This is a genomic window from Pseudomonas sp. SWRI77, from assembly GCF_014269105.1.
GTDB lineage: Bacteria > Pseudomonadota > Gammaproteobacteria > Pseudomonadales > Pseudomonadaceae > Aquipseudomonas > Aquipseudomonas capeferrum.
This window is the reverse complement of the sequence record NZ_JABWRV010000005.1, coordinates 241078-255626: the sequence shown is the minus strand read 5'-3', so window position 1 is coordinate 255626 and position 14549 is coordinate 241078. Positions and strand designations below refer to the sequence as shown.

The 14549-nt window shown below is 60.8% G+C and carries 12 protein-coding genes and 4 tRNA genes; 15 read left to right on the top strand and 1 reads right to left on the bottom strand.

The annotated features are described in order from the left end of the window. The first annotated feature begins 118 nt into the window (after positions 1–118). The 6 genes from HU766_RS07950 to HU766_RS07925 are packed head-to-tail and all read left to right on the top strand — an operon-like array spanning position 119 to position 6036. On the top strand, positions 119–1213 hold the full coding sequence (locus tag HU766_RS07950; protein WP_186655173.1) for an ABC transporter ATP-binding protein: 1095 nt from the start codon (positions 119–121) through the stop codon (positions 1211–1213). After that, positions 1213–2310, top strand: coding sequence for an ABC transporter ATP-binding protein (locus HU766_RS07945; protein ID WP_186655170.1), 1098 nt, complete (start codon positions 1213–1215; stop codon positions 2308–2310). Before HU766_RS07950 ends, HU766_RS07945 begins: the two co-directional genes overlap by 1 nt. Then, the gene (locus HU766_RS07940; RefSeq protein ID WP_033699117.1) at positions 2307–3170 is read left to right on the top strand and encodes a sugar ABC transporter permease; all 864 of its coding nucleotides are present in this window, start codon (positions 2307–2309) and stop codon (positions 3168–3170) included. Before HU766_RS07945 ends, HU766_RS07940 begins: the two co-directional genes overlap by 4 nt. A 3-nt stretch (positions 3171–3173) precedes the next feature. Continuing rightward, a complete protein-coding gene (locus HU766_RS07935; protein ID WP_033699115.1) occupies positions 3174–3974 on the top strand; it encodes a carbohydrate ABC transporter permease in 801 nt (266 codons plus the stop codon). A gap of 12 nt (positions 3975–3986) precedes the next feature. Beyond that, entirely contained in the window at positions 3987–4259 is a 273-nt protein-coding gene (locus tag HU766_RS07930) for a DUF2160 domain-containing protein (protein ID WP_047581170.1), read from the top strand. Between the two features lie 37 nt (positions 4260–4296). Then, positions 4297–6036 (top strand): ABC transporter substrate-binding protein, encoded by a 1740-nt coding sequence (locus tag HU766_RS07925; RefSeq protein ID WP_095063662.1) that lies wholly within the window; start codon positions 4297–4299, stop codon positions 6034–6036. Positions 6037–6133: 97 nt separating this feature from the next. On the opposite strand, the gene folD is transcribed toward HU766_RS07925, so the two are convergent. Next, entirely contained in the window at positions 6134–6988 is an 855-nt protein-coding gene (folD, locus tag HU766_RS07920) for a bifunctional methylenetetrahydrofolate dehydrogenase/methenyltetrahydrofolate cyclohydrolase FolD (RefSeq protein WP_095063661.1), read from the bottom strand. A gap of 270 nt (positions 6989–7258) precedes the next feature. Here folD and HU766_RS07915 point away from each other — a divergent pair. The 9 genes from HU766_RS07915 (at position 7259) to lon (ending at position 14501) form a co-directional block, all read left to right on the top strand. Further along, a tRNA-Arg gene (locus HU766_RS07915) sits at positions 7259–7335 on the top strand. Positions 7336–7375: 40 nt separating this feature from the next. Further along, positions 7376–7451: transfer RNA gene (locus HU766_RS07910), tRNA-His, on the top strand. A gap of 55 nt (positions 7452–7506) precedes the next feature. Beyond that, a tRNA-Leu gene (locus HU766_RS07905) sits at positions 7507–7591 on the top strand. Between the two features lie 49 nt (positions 7592–7640). Then, positions 7641–7716 (top strand) — tRNA-His (locus HU766_RS07900). A gap of 234 nt (positions 7717–7950) precedes the next feature. Further along, positions 7951–8250, top strand: a complete 300-nt coding sequence (locus tag HU766_RS07895) for a DUF6388 family protein (protein WP_186655167.1) — start codon at positions 7951–7953, stop codon at positions 8248–8250. Between the two features lie 246 nt (positions 8251–8496). Continuing rightward, a complete protein-coding gene (tig, locus tag HU766_RS07890; protein WP_033699108.1) occupies positions 8497–9810 on the top strand; it encodes a trigger factor in 1314 nt (437 codons plus the stop codon). A gap of 91 nt (positions 9811–9901) precedes the next feature. Beyond that, on the top strand, positions 9902–10543 hold the full coding sequence (clpP, locus tag HU766_RS07885; RefSeq protein ID WP_186655164.1) for an ATP-dependent Clp endopeptidase proteolytic subunit ClpP: 642 nt from the start codon (positions 9902–9904) through the stop codon (positions 10541–10543). 108 nt (positions 10544–10651) lie between these two features. Further along, positions 10652–11935: an ATP-dependent Clp protease ATP-binding subunit ClpX gene (clpX, locus tag HU766_RS07880; RefSeq protein WP_033699106.1), complete on the top strand. Its 1284-nt coding sequence runs from the start codon at positions 10652–10654 to the stop codon at positions 11933–11935. A gap of 169 nt (positions 11936–12104) precedes the next feature. Continuing rightward, on the top strand, positions 12105–14501 hold the full coding sequence (gene lon / locus HU766_RS07875) for an endopeptidase La (protein ID WP_186655161.1): 2397 nt from the start codon (positions 12105–12107) through the stop codon (positions 14499–14501). Positions 14502–14549: the final 48 nt, after the last annotated feature.

Below are 14549 nucleotides of genomic sequence, written 5' to 3'. Positions count from 1 at the left end.
CAGGTGTGAACGGGCAATGGCAGGCCCTGGCAGGTTAAGGCGCGGGCCAGAGCGATCAGGCAGGGCTGGCACGAAACTGGCTGTGCCCTGCGCACAACAATCAAGAAAAGGCCACGCCATGTCCCTGGTGCTGGAGCAGGTCAGCCGCAGTGTCGACAACCAGGCGTGCATCGTCGATGCGTCCCTGCGTTTCGAGCCGGGGTCGTTCAACGTGCTGCTGGGCCGCACCTTGGCCGGCAAGACCAGCCTGATGCGCCTGATGGCGGGGCTTGACCGACCGGACCGGGGCCGCGTGCTGATGGCCGGCAGCGATGTCACCGGGGTGCCGGTGCGCCAGCGCAACGTGTCGATGGTGTATCAGCAGTTCATCAATTACCCGACCCTGAGCGTGTACGAGAACATCGCTTCACCCCTGCGCCAGGCACGCCTGGCCGAGGCAGAGGTGCGCCGACGGGTACAGGAAACCGCCGAAATGCTGCGCATCGAGGCTTACCTGCAGCGCTTGCCGCTGGAGTTGTCCGGTGGCCAGCAGCAACGCACGGCGATGGCCCGGGCGCTGGTCAAGGATGCTTCGTTGATCCTGTTCGACGAGCCGTTGGTCAACCTCGATTACAAGCTGCGCGAAGGCCTGCGCCAAGAGCTGCGGGCGTTGTTCGCCCAGCGCAACTGCATTGCCGTCTATGCCACCACCGAGCCCAATGAAGCGCTGGCGCTGGGCGGTACCACAACGCTCTTGCACCAGGGGCGCATTGTGCAGAGCGGCCCAACCACGGCGGTCTATCAGCAGCCCAGCAGCGTGCTGGCCGCCGAGCTGTTTTCCGAACCCCCCATCAACCTGATACCCGGGCGCATCGCGGGCAATGAGGTGAGCCTGGCGCAGGCGGTGCACTTTGCCCGCAACGCCGACCTGCAACGCCTAGGCGAAGGTGACTACCGCTTTGGTGTGCGCCCCAGCCACATCACCCTGGTGCCGACCCATGACGATGACCTGGAGCTGGCGGTACTGGTGGAGCTGGCCGAGATCAGTGGCTCGGAAACCTTCCTCCATGTGCGCAATGAGCACTGGCGGATGACCCTGCACTTGCCGGGCGTGCACGAGTACCAGGTGGACACGCCGATCAGGGTGTTCATCCCCACGCACAAGCTGTTTGTCTTCGACAATGCCGGGGCCTTGGTACAGGCCCCGGGCCTGCGCCAGGCAAGGCGTCGTTGATGGCCGAGATCCGTCTGCGCCAGCTGGCGCACAGCTACAGCCGCCAGCCGGCCTCGGAGGCAGACTACGCCTTGCACGCGCTGGAGCACGTGTGGGAGCAAGGGGGTGCCTATGCCTTGCTCGGGCCTTCGGGTTGCGGCAAGTCGACCTTGCTCAACATCATCTCGGGGCTGCTTACGCCTTCTCACGGCGAAGTGCTGTTCGACGGCAAGCCGGTCAACGCGCTGTCGCCGCAGGCGCGCAACATTGCCCAGGTGTTCCAGTTTCCAGTGGTGTACGACACCATGACGGTCTTCGACAACCTGGCGTTCCCGTTACGCAACCAGGGGGTGGACGAGGGCAGGGTGCGAGCACGGGTGGAGGAGATCGCCGAGGTGCTCGACCTGTCCGCCGTGCTGAAAAAGAAGGCGCGCAACCTCAGCGCCGACGAGAAGCAGAAAGTCTCGATGGGCCGTGGCCTGGTACGCGAAGACGTCTCGGCGATCCTCTTCGACGAACCTTTGACGGTGATCGACCCGCACCTGAAGTGGAAGCTGCGGCGCAAGCTCAAGCAGATCCATGAGCAGTTCAACATCACCATGATCTACGTCACCCACGATCAGCTGGAGGCCTCGACCTTCGCCGACAAGATCGCGGTGATGCACGCTGGGCGCATCGTCCAGTTCGCAACCCCGCGCGAGTTGTTCGAGCGGCCACGTCATACCTTTGTCGGCTATTTCATTGGCAGCCCGGGCATGAACTTCATCGACGTGCGCGCCGAAGCCGATGGGGTGAGCTTCGGCGGCCTGCACCTGGCATTGCCCGATGGCTTGCGCGAACGCTTGGCGGCAACGGGAGGTGGGCGCCTGCAAGTAGGGATACGGCCGGAGTTCGTGCAGCTCTGGGACACCCCGCTCGACCACGCCTTTGCGGTGCAGGTGCTGGATGTCGAAGACCTGGGCACCTACCGCATCGTCACCTTCACGCTCGGCGGTGCCACGCTCAAGGCGCGCCTGGGCGAGGACCGCCCGCTGCCGGTGGGCCAGGCCTGGGTGAGCCTGCCCAGCCAATGGCTGATGCTCTACGTCGATGATGTACTGCTGGAGGCCGGGCCATGAACAAGGTGCGCAACAACAAGGCCTGGTGGCTGGTGCTGCCGGTGTTCACGCTGGTGGCGTTCAGCGCGGTGGTGCCGATGATGACCGTGGTCAACTATTCGGTGCAGGACATCTTCGATCAGTCCAATCGCTATTTTGTGGGGGCCGACTGGTACCGCCAGGTACTGCGTGACCCTGCCCTGCACGATGCCCTGCTGCGCCAGTTCATCTATTCAGGCTGCGTGCTGCTGATCGAGATTCCGCTGGGGATCGCCATCGCCCTGACGATGCCGACCAAGGGCCGCATGGCGTCGATCTGCTTGATCGTGATGGCCATTCCGCTGCTGATCCCGTGGAACGTGGTCGGCACCATCTGGCAGATCTTCGGCCGTGCCGACATTGGCCTGATGGGCGCCGCGTTGGCCAAGCTCGGGGTCAACTACAACTATGCCAGTGACCCGTTCGACGCCTGGCTCACGGTGTTGGTGATGGATGTCTGGCACTGGACGTCGCTGGTGGCGCTGCTGTGTTATTCGGGCTTGCGGGCCATACCCGATGTCTATTACCAGGCCGCCCGCATCGACCGGGCGTCGGCCTGGGCGGTGTTCCGCCACATCCAGCTGCCGAAGCTCAAGAACGTGCTGTTGATCGCAGTGATGCTGCGTTTCATGGACAGCTTCATGATCTACACCGAGCCGTTCGTGCTGACCGGTGGCGGGCCCGGCAATGCCACCACGTTCCTTAGCCAGACCCTCACGCGCATGGCGGTAGGGCAGTTCGACCTGGGGCCGGCTGCGGCATTTTCGCTGGTGTACTTCCTGATCATCCTGCTGGTGTCGTGGCTGTTCTACACCGCCATGACGCACGCCGACAAGGACTAGGCCATGAGCGCGCGCAAGGCATTGCCCCTGCTGTTGTACTTCTTCTTCCTGCTGGTGCCGATCTACTGGCTGCTGAACATGTCGTTCAAGAGCAACACCGAGATCCTTGGCGGCCTGACCCTGTGGCCACAGGCATTCACGCTCGACAATTACCGGGTCATTTTCACCGATGCCAGCTGGTACAGCGGCTATATCAACTCGCTGTACTACGTGTGCCTGAACACGCTTATTTCGCTGGCGGTGGCGTTGCCGGCGGCCTATGCCTTCTCACGCTATCGCTTTCTTGGCGACCGCCACCTGTTCTTCTGGTTGCTGACCAACCGCATGGCGCCGCCAGCGGTGTTCCTGTTGCCGTTTTTTCAGCTGTATTCCTCGATCGGCCTGTTCGACACGCACATTGCCGTGGCGCTGGCCCATTGCTTGTTCAACGTGCCGCTGGCGGTGTGGATCCTTGAGGGCTTCATGTCGGGGGTGCCGAAGGAGATCGACGAAACGGCTTACATCGACGGTTACAGCTTCCCGCGTTTCTTCGTGAAGATCTTCATCCCGCTGATTGGCTCCGGCATCGGCGTGACGGCGTTTTTCTGCTTCATGTTTTCGTGGGTCGAACTGCTGCTGGCGCGCACCCTCACCTCAGTCAATGCCAAGCCGATCGCGGCGGTGATGACGCGTACCGTTTCGGCTTCCGGTATCGACTGGGGCGTGCTGGCCGCTGCCGGCGTGCTGACCATCTTGCCGGGCATGCTGGTGATCTGGTTTGTCCGCAACCATGTGGCCAAGGGCTTTGCCCTTGGCCGGGTGTAAGGAGGGCAACGCATGGAATGGATGGCCTGGACCCTGCCGACAGCGCTGTTCTTCGCTGCCGTCGGTGTGCTGCTGGTGTGCATGACCCTGCTCGAACTGCGCCACCCCTGTGTGGAGCGGCGCGGCTTTCTGCCGATCGTCACCAGCCGTGGCGACCGGTTGTTCGTTGGCTTGCTGGTCAGCGCCTACCTGCACTTGTTGGTAGTCGGGGTCAGCGACTGGCCGTTGTGGGTGGCCTCGCTGCTGTCGCTGGGCTGGCTCGTGGTGGTGCTGCGTTGGGGCTGAGCGACGGCTCCGGGAATAACTCAATCGGGAGATCACAATGTTCCATGACAATGACAAAAGGCGACATTTGACCCTGGCCGCGTTGCTGGTGCTGGCCAGCGTGCCGGGCGCGGCGTGGGCCGACCAGTACGAGGAAGCGGCATCGCGGTGGATCGGCAGCGAGTTCAAGCCTTCGACCCTGACACCTGAGCAGCAGTTGGCCGAACTCAAGTGGTTCATCAAGGCCGCCGAACCGTTTCGTGGGATGAAGATCAATGTGGTGTCGGAAACCATCACCACCCATGAGTACGAATCCAAGGTGCTGGCCAAGGCCTTCAGTGAGATCACCGGCATCCAGCTGACCCACGACCTGCTGCAGGAAGGTGACGTGGTCGAGAAGCTGCAGACCCAGATGCAATCGGACAAGAACATCTATGACGGCTGGGTCAACGATTCGGACCTGATCGGTACGCATTTTCGCTATGGCAAGGTCGAATCGATCACCGACCTGATGGCCAACGAGGGCAAGGCCTACACTTCGCCGACCCTCGACCTCAAGGATTTCATCGGCATCTCGTTTACCACCGCGCCGGATGGCAAGGTCTACCAGTTGCCTGACCAGCAGTTCGCCAACCTTTACTGGTTCCGTGCCGACTGGTTCGAGCGGCCAGCGCTCAAAGCCAGGTTCAAGGAGAAGTACGGCTATGAGCTGGGCGTGCCGGTGAACTGGTCGGCCTACGAGGACATCGCCCAATTCTTCAGCGAGGACGTCAAGGAAATCGACGGCAAGCGTGTCTATGGCCACATGGACTACGGCAAGAAGGACCCGTCGCTGGGGTGGCGCTTTACCGATGCCTGGTTCTCGATGGCCGGCGGTGGCGACAAGGGCCTGCCCAATGGCCTGCCGGTGGACGAGTGGGGCATCCGCGTGGAGGACTGCCACCCGGTGGGTTCCAGCGTTACCCGCGGCGGTGACACCAATGGCCCGGCGGCCGTGTACGCAACACAGAAGTACGTGGACTGGATGCGCGCCTACGCGCCCAAGGAAGCCCAGGGCATGACCTTCTCCGAGGCAGGCCCGGTGCCGGCGCAGGGCAACATTGCCCAGCAGATCTTCTGGTACACCGCCTTTACCGCCGACATGACCAAGCCCGGGCTGCCGGTGGTCAACGCCGATGGCACGCCGAAGTGGCGCATGGCGCCATCGCCCAAGGGGCCGTACTGGGAGGAGGGGATGAAGCTGGGCTATCAGGACACCGGCTCCTGGACGTTCTTCAAGTCCACTCCCGAGAAGCAGCGCCTGGCTGCCTGGCTGTATGCGCAGTTCGTGACATCCAAGACGGTGTCGCTGAAAAAGACCATCGTCGGTCTGACGCCGATTCGCGAGTCGGACATCAACTCCCAGGCGATGACCGACCTTGCGCCCAAGCTGGGCGGGCTGGTGGAGTTCTACCGCAGCCCGGCACGGGTGCAATGGACGCCCACCGGCACCAACGTGCCTGATTACCCGCGGCTGGCGCAATTGTGGTGGAGCCATATCGCCGAAGTGGCCAGCGGCGAGAAGACCCCGCAGGAGGCGCTGGATGGCCTGGCCCGTGATCAGGACCGGATGATGGAGCGGCTGCAGCGTTCCAATGCCCAGGCAACCTGTGCGCCGAAGCTCAACCCGGAACGGGACGCCCAATACTGGTACGACCAGCCGGGCGCGCCGAAGCCTAAGCTGGCCAACGAAAAGCCCAAGGGCGAGACGGTTAGCTACAACGAGCTGCTGAAGTCGTGGGAGGCGGCGCGCAAGTGATCGGCTAACGACCGCGCAAAGGTCGGTACAGTCAGCCGATAAACCGCAGGCAAAAAAAACGGCACCTGCAATCGGTGCCGTTTTTTATCACGCTTTCTTACTTATGCAGCTCTTCAGCTGCATACAGCGTGTTTTCCAGCAAGCAAGCCCGGGTCATCGGGCCGACGCCACCCGGCACTGGGGTGATCCAGCCTGCGCGTGGCAAGGCAGTCTCGTAGACCACGTCGCCAACCAGCTTGCCATCTTCCTGGCGGTTGATGCCCACGTCGATGACGATGGCGCCTTCCTTGACCCATTCACCCTTGACCAGCCCCGGCTTGCCGGCGGCCACGACCACCAGGTCGGCACGGCCGACGTGGCCGGCCAGGTCTTTGGTGAAGCGGTGGCAGACCGTGACGGTGCAACCGGCCAGCAACAGCTCCATGGCCATGGGGCGGCCGACGATATTGGAGGCGCCGACGATGACCGCGTTCATGCCGTACAGGTCCTGACCGGTGCTTTCGAGCAGGGTCATGATGCCTTTCGGCGTGCAGGGACGCAGCAGCGGAATACGCTGGGCCAGGCGGCCGACGTTGTACGGATGGAAGCCGTCGACATCTTTGTCCGGGCGGATGCGCTCGAGCAGCAGCGAGGCGTCCAGGTGAGCGGGCAGCGGCAGTTGCAGCAGGATGCCGTCGACGGCCGGGTCGTCATTGAGGCGGTCGATCAGCTCGGTCAGGGCTTGCTGCGTGGTTTCGCTGGGCAGGTCGAACGCCTGGGAAATGAAGCCGACCTCTTCACAGTCCTTGCGCTTGTGCGAGACATAGACTTGGGAGGCGGGGTCGGTGCCGACCAGGATCACAGCCAGGCCCGGGGTGCGCAGGCCTTGCTGGCGACGCTCCACGACACGTTGAGCGATCTGCTGGCGCAGGCTGGCGGCGATCGCCTTGCCATCGATTAGGTGTGCAGTCATAGACGCGTGATTAACCATCGAGAAGGAAACAATAAAGAGCGCACATTCTCGCACGACACGGCCCGAGGGCAAAGGCGGGTGGTCGGGCAAATCCCCTAACCCCTTAAATAATTTAAATTTTTTAGAAAAAGATGTTGACGACCTAGCGGCTCGGCTATAACATTCGCCGCACTTGTCGGGCACTGCCTAGCACTGGTTGGCAAAGTCGGGCAGAATGAGTGGTTTGGCAGTTCGCTGTTGAGTCATCGTTCGGTTAGGCTGATCGCTTATGCGCCCGTAGCTCAGCTGGATAGAGCATCCGCCTTCTAAGCGGATGGTCGCAGGTTCGAGTCCTGCCGGGTGCGCCATCAGGCAGCTTAGGCAAGCAAGTAGTTGTACCGCAATATGGTGGGCGTAGCTCAGTTGGTAGAGCGCTGGATTGTGATTCCAGTTGTCGTGGGTTCGATTCCCATCGTCCACCCCATATTTTACAGGGGCGCCTTGATTGTACGATCCGGCGCCTTTGTTTTAAGCGTTACGCGGACGTGGTGAAATTGGTAGACACACTGGATTTAGGTTCCAGCGGCGCAAGCTGTAAGAGTTCGAGTCTCTTCGTCCGCACCATGCTTCTGTAACACCCTGCATTTGCAGCATACCGCAAGACCGCAATATGGTGGGCGTAGCTCAGTTGGTAGAGCGCTGGATTGTGATTCCAGTTGTCGTGGGTTCGATTCCCATCGTCCACCCCATATTTTTCGAAGGCGCCTTGATTGTAAAATCAGGCGCCTTTGTTTTGTCTGCACCACGCGGGCGTGGTGGGGTGTCGAGAAAAGCCGCTGATTGCGGCTTTTTTTGTGCGCGGCGGAAAAGTGTTTGGCAATCCACCTGATCCCCCTTGTAATCCTCTGGTGGCGCCCCAATAAAAGCTGATAGATTTCAGCCGGTTGAAGCACCGGCCCTGCGGTCGGCAGAGGAAAGACCCCATGATTACAAAAGAAGCCCGTCAGGCCGTGGCGCTGCAGCGCTTCGCCGACGCCAACCCGCAACTGCTCGAAGAAATCCGCGAGCTGGATGCGCATGAGCAAGCCCAGCAGATCGAATGGGCCTTCGAAGATGCGGCCGAGGAACAAGGTATAGAACCTTGGGAGCTGGCGCTGCAATTGATCGCCGAAAGCCCGGAGCAGCTGCAGGCCATGCGCCTGGAGACGCACCGCGAGGTCGCTGAGGCGCTGGGCATGGCCTGGGAAGAGTACTGCCAGTTCAACGAAATCGACCCTCAATAAAGAAGGCGATTCGTTGGCTGCAGTTGTTTGACAAGGTATTTCGGCTGTGGGTCGCCCGAGGTGGCGCGCAGCCCCAAGTGAATCGGGCTCGACGGTACGCCGTACGTGCCCTGCAAGTTAATCGACCGGCGTGGTTTCCCGTCGTCCCGAGTGGGGTGACTTCTGCTGCGCGACTCACTAGAATGCTTGCCCTTGATTCTGGAGTCGGGCTAACGCCGGCTAACGTCTGTGCAACGAGGAATATCCATGCAAGTTTCTGTTGAAAACACTTCCGCTCTCGAGCGCCGCATGACCATCGCCGTCCCGGCCGATCGCGTCGAGACCGAAGTCAACAAGCGTCTGCAGCAGACTGCCCGTCGCGCCAAGGTTGCAGGCTTCCGTCCTGGCAAAGTACCGATGAGCGTGATCCGTCAGCGTTTCGAAGCTGACGCCCGTCAGGAAGTGTTCGGTGATCTGGTCCAGTCCTCCTTCTACGAAGCTGTGGTCGAGCAGAAGCTGAACCCGGCTGGCGCTCCGGCTGTCGAGCCGAAGTCCTTCGAAAAAGGCAAGGACCTGGAATTCGTCGCTATCTTCGAAGTGTTCCCTGAGTTCACCGTTGCCGGCCTCGAGTCGATCAACGTCGAGCGCCTGAGCGCCGAAGTGGCTGACGCCGACCTGGACAACATGCTGGAAGTGCTGCGCAAGCAGAACACCCGCTTCGAAACCGTTGAACGCGCTGCGCAGAACGACGACCAAGTCAACATCGACTTCGTCGGCAAGGTAGACGGTGAAGTGTTCGCTGGCGGTTCGGCCAAGGGCACTCAGCTGGTGCTGGGCTCCGGCCGCATGATCCCGGGCTTCGAAGATGGCCTGGTAGGCGCCAAGGCTGGCGAAGAGCGCGTTGTCAACGTGACCTTCCCAGAGGACTATCAGAACCTGGACCTGGCCGGCAAGGCCGCCGAGTTCACCATCACCGTCAACAGCGTTTCGGCACCTGCGCTGCCTGAGCTGAACGAAGAATTCTTCGCCCAGTTCGGCATCAAGGAATCGACCCTGGAAGGCTTCCGCACCGAAGTTCGCAAGAACATGGAGCGTGAGCTGCGTCAGGCGATCAAGGCCAAGGTCAAGAACCAGGTCATGGACGGTCTGCTGGCCGCCAACCCGATCGAAGTGCCAAAAGCCCTGCTGGAGAACGAAGTCAACCGTCTGCGCGTGCAGGCTGTTCAACAGTTCGGCGGCAACATCAAGCCTGAGCAACTGCCGGCCGAGCTGTTCACCGAACAAGCCAAGCGCCGTGTGGTCCTGGGCCTGATCGTCGCTGAAGTGGTCAAGCAGTTCGAACTGAAGCCGGACGAAGGCAAGGTTCGCGAGATGATCGAAGAAATGGCCTCGGCTTACCAAGAGCCAGAGCAGGTCATCTCCTGGTACTACAAGAACGACCAGCAACTGAACGAAGTCCGTTCGGTTGTGCTGGAAGAGCAAGTTGTAGATACTGTTCTGCAGAAAGCGACTGTGACCGACAAATCGGTCTCGTACGAAGAAGCCGTAAAACCCGCTGAGGCACCTGCCGAAGCCGAGTAATACGCTACTCTCGTAGGAAACCCCCACAAGCCAGCCTTCGCGCTGGCTTGTGCGTATTCAAGCCATGACTATTTGGGAGTGAGCGCAGGACATGTCCCGCAATTCTTATATTCAGCAGAGCTCTGACATCCAGGCCGCAGGCGGCCTGGTCCCGATGGTTATCGAGCAGTCCGCCCGTGGCGAACGCGCTTACGACATCTACTCGCGTTTGTTGAAGGAGCGAGTGATTTTCCTGGTGGGCCCGGTAGAAGACTACATGGCCAACCTCGTCGTGGCGCAGATGTTGTTCCTCGAAGCGGAAAACCCGGACAAGGATATCCATCTGTACATCAACTCGCCGGGTGGCTCTGTCACCGCCGGCATGTCGATCTACGACACCATGCAGTTCATCAAGCCGGACGTCTCGACCATCTGCATCGGCCAAGCCTGCAGCATGGGCGCCTTCCTGCTGACTGCCGGTGCCAAAGGCAAGCGTCACTGCCTGCCTAACTCGCGTGTGATGATTCACCAGCCGCTGGGCGGCTTCCAGGGCCAGGCTACCGATATCGAGATCCACGCCCAGGAAATCCTCAATATCAAGGCGCGTCTGAACGAGTTGCTGGCCTACCACACTGGCCAGGATCTGGAGACCATCAAGCGCGACACCGAGCGTGACAACTTCATGAGCGCCACGCGCGCGGCCGAGTACGGCCTGATCGACTCGGTATACGACAAGCGGCAACTGGCCTCCTGATCCCAGGGGCCAGAGCAGGTGGGCGCCGAAAGCGCCTACCTGCGGACTTGAAAAAGCCCGCAATTGCCTTCATCTTGTGTTGCAAGCCTACCGGATTGGATCGATCGAATGACTGACACCCGTAACGGCGAGGACAGCGGCAAATTGCTCTATTGCTCCTTCTGCGGCAAAAGCCAGCACGAAGTGCGCAAATTGATTGCCGGGCCCTCGGTATTTATCTGCGACGAGTGCGTCGACCTGTGCAATGACATCATCCGTGAGGAGGTGCAGGAAGCCCAGGCCGAGAGCAGCGCGCACAAATTGCCTTCGCCGAAAGAAATCAGCGGCATCCTGGACCAGTATGTGATTGGTCAGGAGCGCGCGAAGAAGGTGCTGGCCGTAGCGGTGTACAACCACTACAAGCGCCTTAACCAGCGTGACAAGAAGGGCGACGAAGTCGAACTCGGCAAGAGCAACATCCTGCTCATCGGGCCTACCGGCTCGGGCAAGACCCTGCTCGCCGAAACCCTTGCACGTCTGCTGAACGTACCGTTCACCATTGCTGACGCCACCACCCTGACCGAAGCCGGTTATGTGGGTGAGGACGTCGAGAACATCATTCAGAAACTGCTGCAGAAGTGCGACTACGACGTGGAAAAGGCCCAGATGGGCATTGTCTACATCGACGAAATCGACAAGATTTCGCGCAAGTCGGACAACCCGTCCATCACCCGTGACGTATCGGGCGAAGGCGTGCAGCAGGCGCTGTTGAAACTGATCGAAGGCACCGTTGCTTCGGTTCCGCCGCAAGGTGGGCGCAAGCACCCGCAACAGGAATTCCTGCAGGTTGATACCCGCAATATCCTGTTCATTTGCGGTGGCGCGTTCTCGGGCCTGGAAAAGGTCATCCAGAACCGCTCCACCAAGGGTGGCATTGGTTTCAGCGCAGAAGTACGTAGTAAGGAAGAAGGCAAGAAAGTTGGCGAGTCCCTGCGTGAAGTCGAGCCGGACGACCTGGTCAAGTTTGGCCTGATCCCCGAGTTCGTCGGCCGTCTGCCTGTACTGGCGACGCTCGATGAGCTGGATGAGGCTGCTTTGATGCAGATCCTCACCGAGCCGAAGAACGCGCTGACCAAGCAGTATGCCAAGCTGTTCGAGATGGAAAGCGTCGACCTCGAGTTCCGCAGCGATGCACTCAAGGCCGTTGCTCGCAAGGCCTTGGAGCGCAAAACCGGTGCCCGTGGCCTGCGTTCGATCCTCGAAGGTGTGCTGCTCGACACCATGTACGAGATCCCTTCGCAGAAGGATGTCAGCAAGGTGGTGATCGATGAGAGCGTCATCGAGGGTACTTCGCAGCCGCTGATGATCTACGAGAACAGCGAGCCGCAAGCCAAGGCCGCACCTGACGCCTGATCCAGGCGATAACCAGGTGGTGGTTGCAAGCAAGAATGAAAGGGGCCTACGGGCCCCTTTCTGCTTTTCCTGCGCAAGCGCTTGTAATTTCCCAGGCGTGCCCCCACATTAGGTCCAAGCATCATTTCCACCGGTTTCCGGCCATAAAGGCCGCTGTAGAGGCGAAATCATGAAGACCACCCTCGACTTGCCTCTTTTGCCATTGCGCGATGTCGTTGTTTACCCGCACATGGTCATCCCGCTGTTCGTGGGGCGCGAAAAATCCATCGAAGCCCTTGAGGCAGCGATGACGGGCGAGAAGCAGATTCTGCTGCTGGCCCAGAAGAACCCGGCCGATGACGACCCAGGCGAAGACGCCCTGTACCGTGTCGGTACCGTTGCCACCGTGTTGCAATTGCTGAAACTGCCCGATGGCACCGTCAAGGTGCTGGTCGAGGGCGAGCAGCGCGGTGCGGTCGAGCGCTTCACCGAAGTAGAAGGGCACATCCGTGCCGAAGTTTCCCTGATCGATGAAGTCGATGCCGCCGAGCGCGAGTCGGAAGTCTTCGTGCGCACGCTGCTGTCGCAATTCGAGCAGTACGTGCAGTTGGGCAAGAAAGTGCCCGCCGAAGTACTGTCGTCGCTGAACAGCATTGAAGAGCCTGGGCGCCTGGTCGATACCATGGCCGCGCACATGGCGCTGAAGATCGAGCAGAAGCAGGAAATCCTCGAGATCGTCGACCTGACGGCCCGCGTCGAGCACGTGCTGGCGCTGCTGGATGCCGAGATCGACCTGTTGCAGGTCGAGAAGCGCATCCGTGGTCGGGTCAAAAAGCAAATGGAGCGCAGCCAGCGCGAGTACTACCTGAATGAGCAGATGAAGGCCATTCAGAAAGAGCTCGGTGATGGCGACGAAGGCCATAACGAAGTCGAAGAGCTGAAAAAGCGCATCGAAGCCGCTGGCCTGCCCAAGGATGCCCTGACCAAGGCCCAGGCCGAGCTGAACAAGCTCAAGCAGATGTCGCCGATGTCGGCTGAAGCGACGGTGGTTCGCTCCTACCTCGACTGGCTCGTCCAGGTGCCGTGGAAGGCCCAGAGCAAGGTACGCCTGGACCTGGCCAAGGCCGAGGAAATCCTTGATGCCGACCACTATGGCCTGGAAGAGGTCAAGGAACGCATCCTCGAATACCTTGCCGTGCAAAAGCGCGTGAAGAAGATCCGCGGCCCGGTGCTGTGCCTGGTCGGCCCGCCTGGCGTCGGTAAGACCTCGCTGGCCGAGTCGATCGCTGCCGCCACCAACCGCAAGTTCGTGCGCATGGCCCTGGGCGGCGTGCGTGACGAGGCCGAGATTCGTGGCCACCGTCGCACCTACATCGGCTCCATGCCGGGCCGTCTGATCCAGAAGATGACCAAGGTGGGCGTGCGCAACCCGCTGTTCCTGCTCGACGAGATCGACAAGATGGGCAGCGACATGCGTGGCGACCCGGCCTCGGCATTGCTCGAAGTACTCGACCCCGAGCAGAACCACAACTTCAACGACCACTACCTGGAAGTCGACTACGACCTCTCGGACGTGATGTTCCTCTGCACCTCCAACTCGATGAACATCCCGCCAGCGTTGCTGGACCGCATGGAAGTCATCCGTCTGCCGGGCTACACCGAAGACGAGAAGATCAACATCGCGGTCAAGTACCTGGTGCCCAAGCAGGTCAAGGCCAACGGCCTGAAGAAGGAAGAGCTCGAGATCGATGTCTCGGCGATCCGCGACATCATCCGTTACTACACCCGCGAAGCCGGCGTGCGGGGCCTGGAGCGGCAGATTGCCAAGGTCTGCCGCAAGGTGGTCAAGGAACATACCGGGCAGAAGCAGGTCAAGGTAAAGGTGTCCAGCGAGCAGCTCGAACACCTGCTGGGCGTGCGCAAGTTCCGTTACGGCCTAGCCGAGCAACAGGACCAGATCGGTCAGGTAACCGGCCTGGCGTGGACCCAGGTGGGTGGCGAATTGCTGACCATCGAGGCGGTAGTGATCCCCGGCAAGGGCCAGCTGATCAAGACCGGTTCCCTGGGCGATGTCATGGTCGAGTCGATCACTGCCGCGCAGACCGTGGTGCGCAGCCGCGCCCGCAGCCTGGGCATCGCCGCTGACTTCCACGAGAAGCACGATGTGCATATCCACATGCCCGAGGGCGCCACGCCCAAGGACGGCCCAAGTGCCGGTATCGGCATGTGCACCGCGCTGGTGTCCGCGCTGACGCAGATTCCGGTACGTGCCGACGTGGCCATGACCGGCGAGATCACCTTGCGTGGTCAGGTCCTGGCCATTGGTGGGTTGAAGGAAAAACTGCTGGCGGCACACCGTGGCGGCATCAAGACGGTGATCATTCCCGAGGAGAATGTTCGCGATCTGAAGGAGATTCCGGAAAATATCAAACAGGATCTTCAGATCAAACCGGTCAAATGGATTGACGAAGTCCTGCAAATTGCGCTGCAATACGCCCCGGAGCCCTTGCCAGATGTGGCTCCGGAGATTGTCGCAAAGGATGAGAAGCGCGACAGCGATGCTAAGGAAAGAATCAGCACGCATTAGTAGTTTTTAGCTGGGGGGCTTTCCTTGACAGTTTTTTCGGGGCCTTGC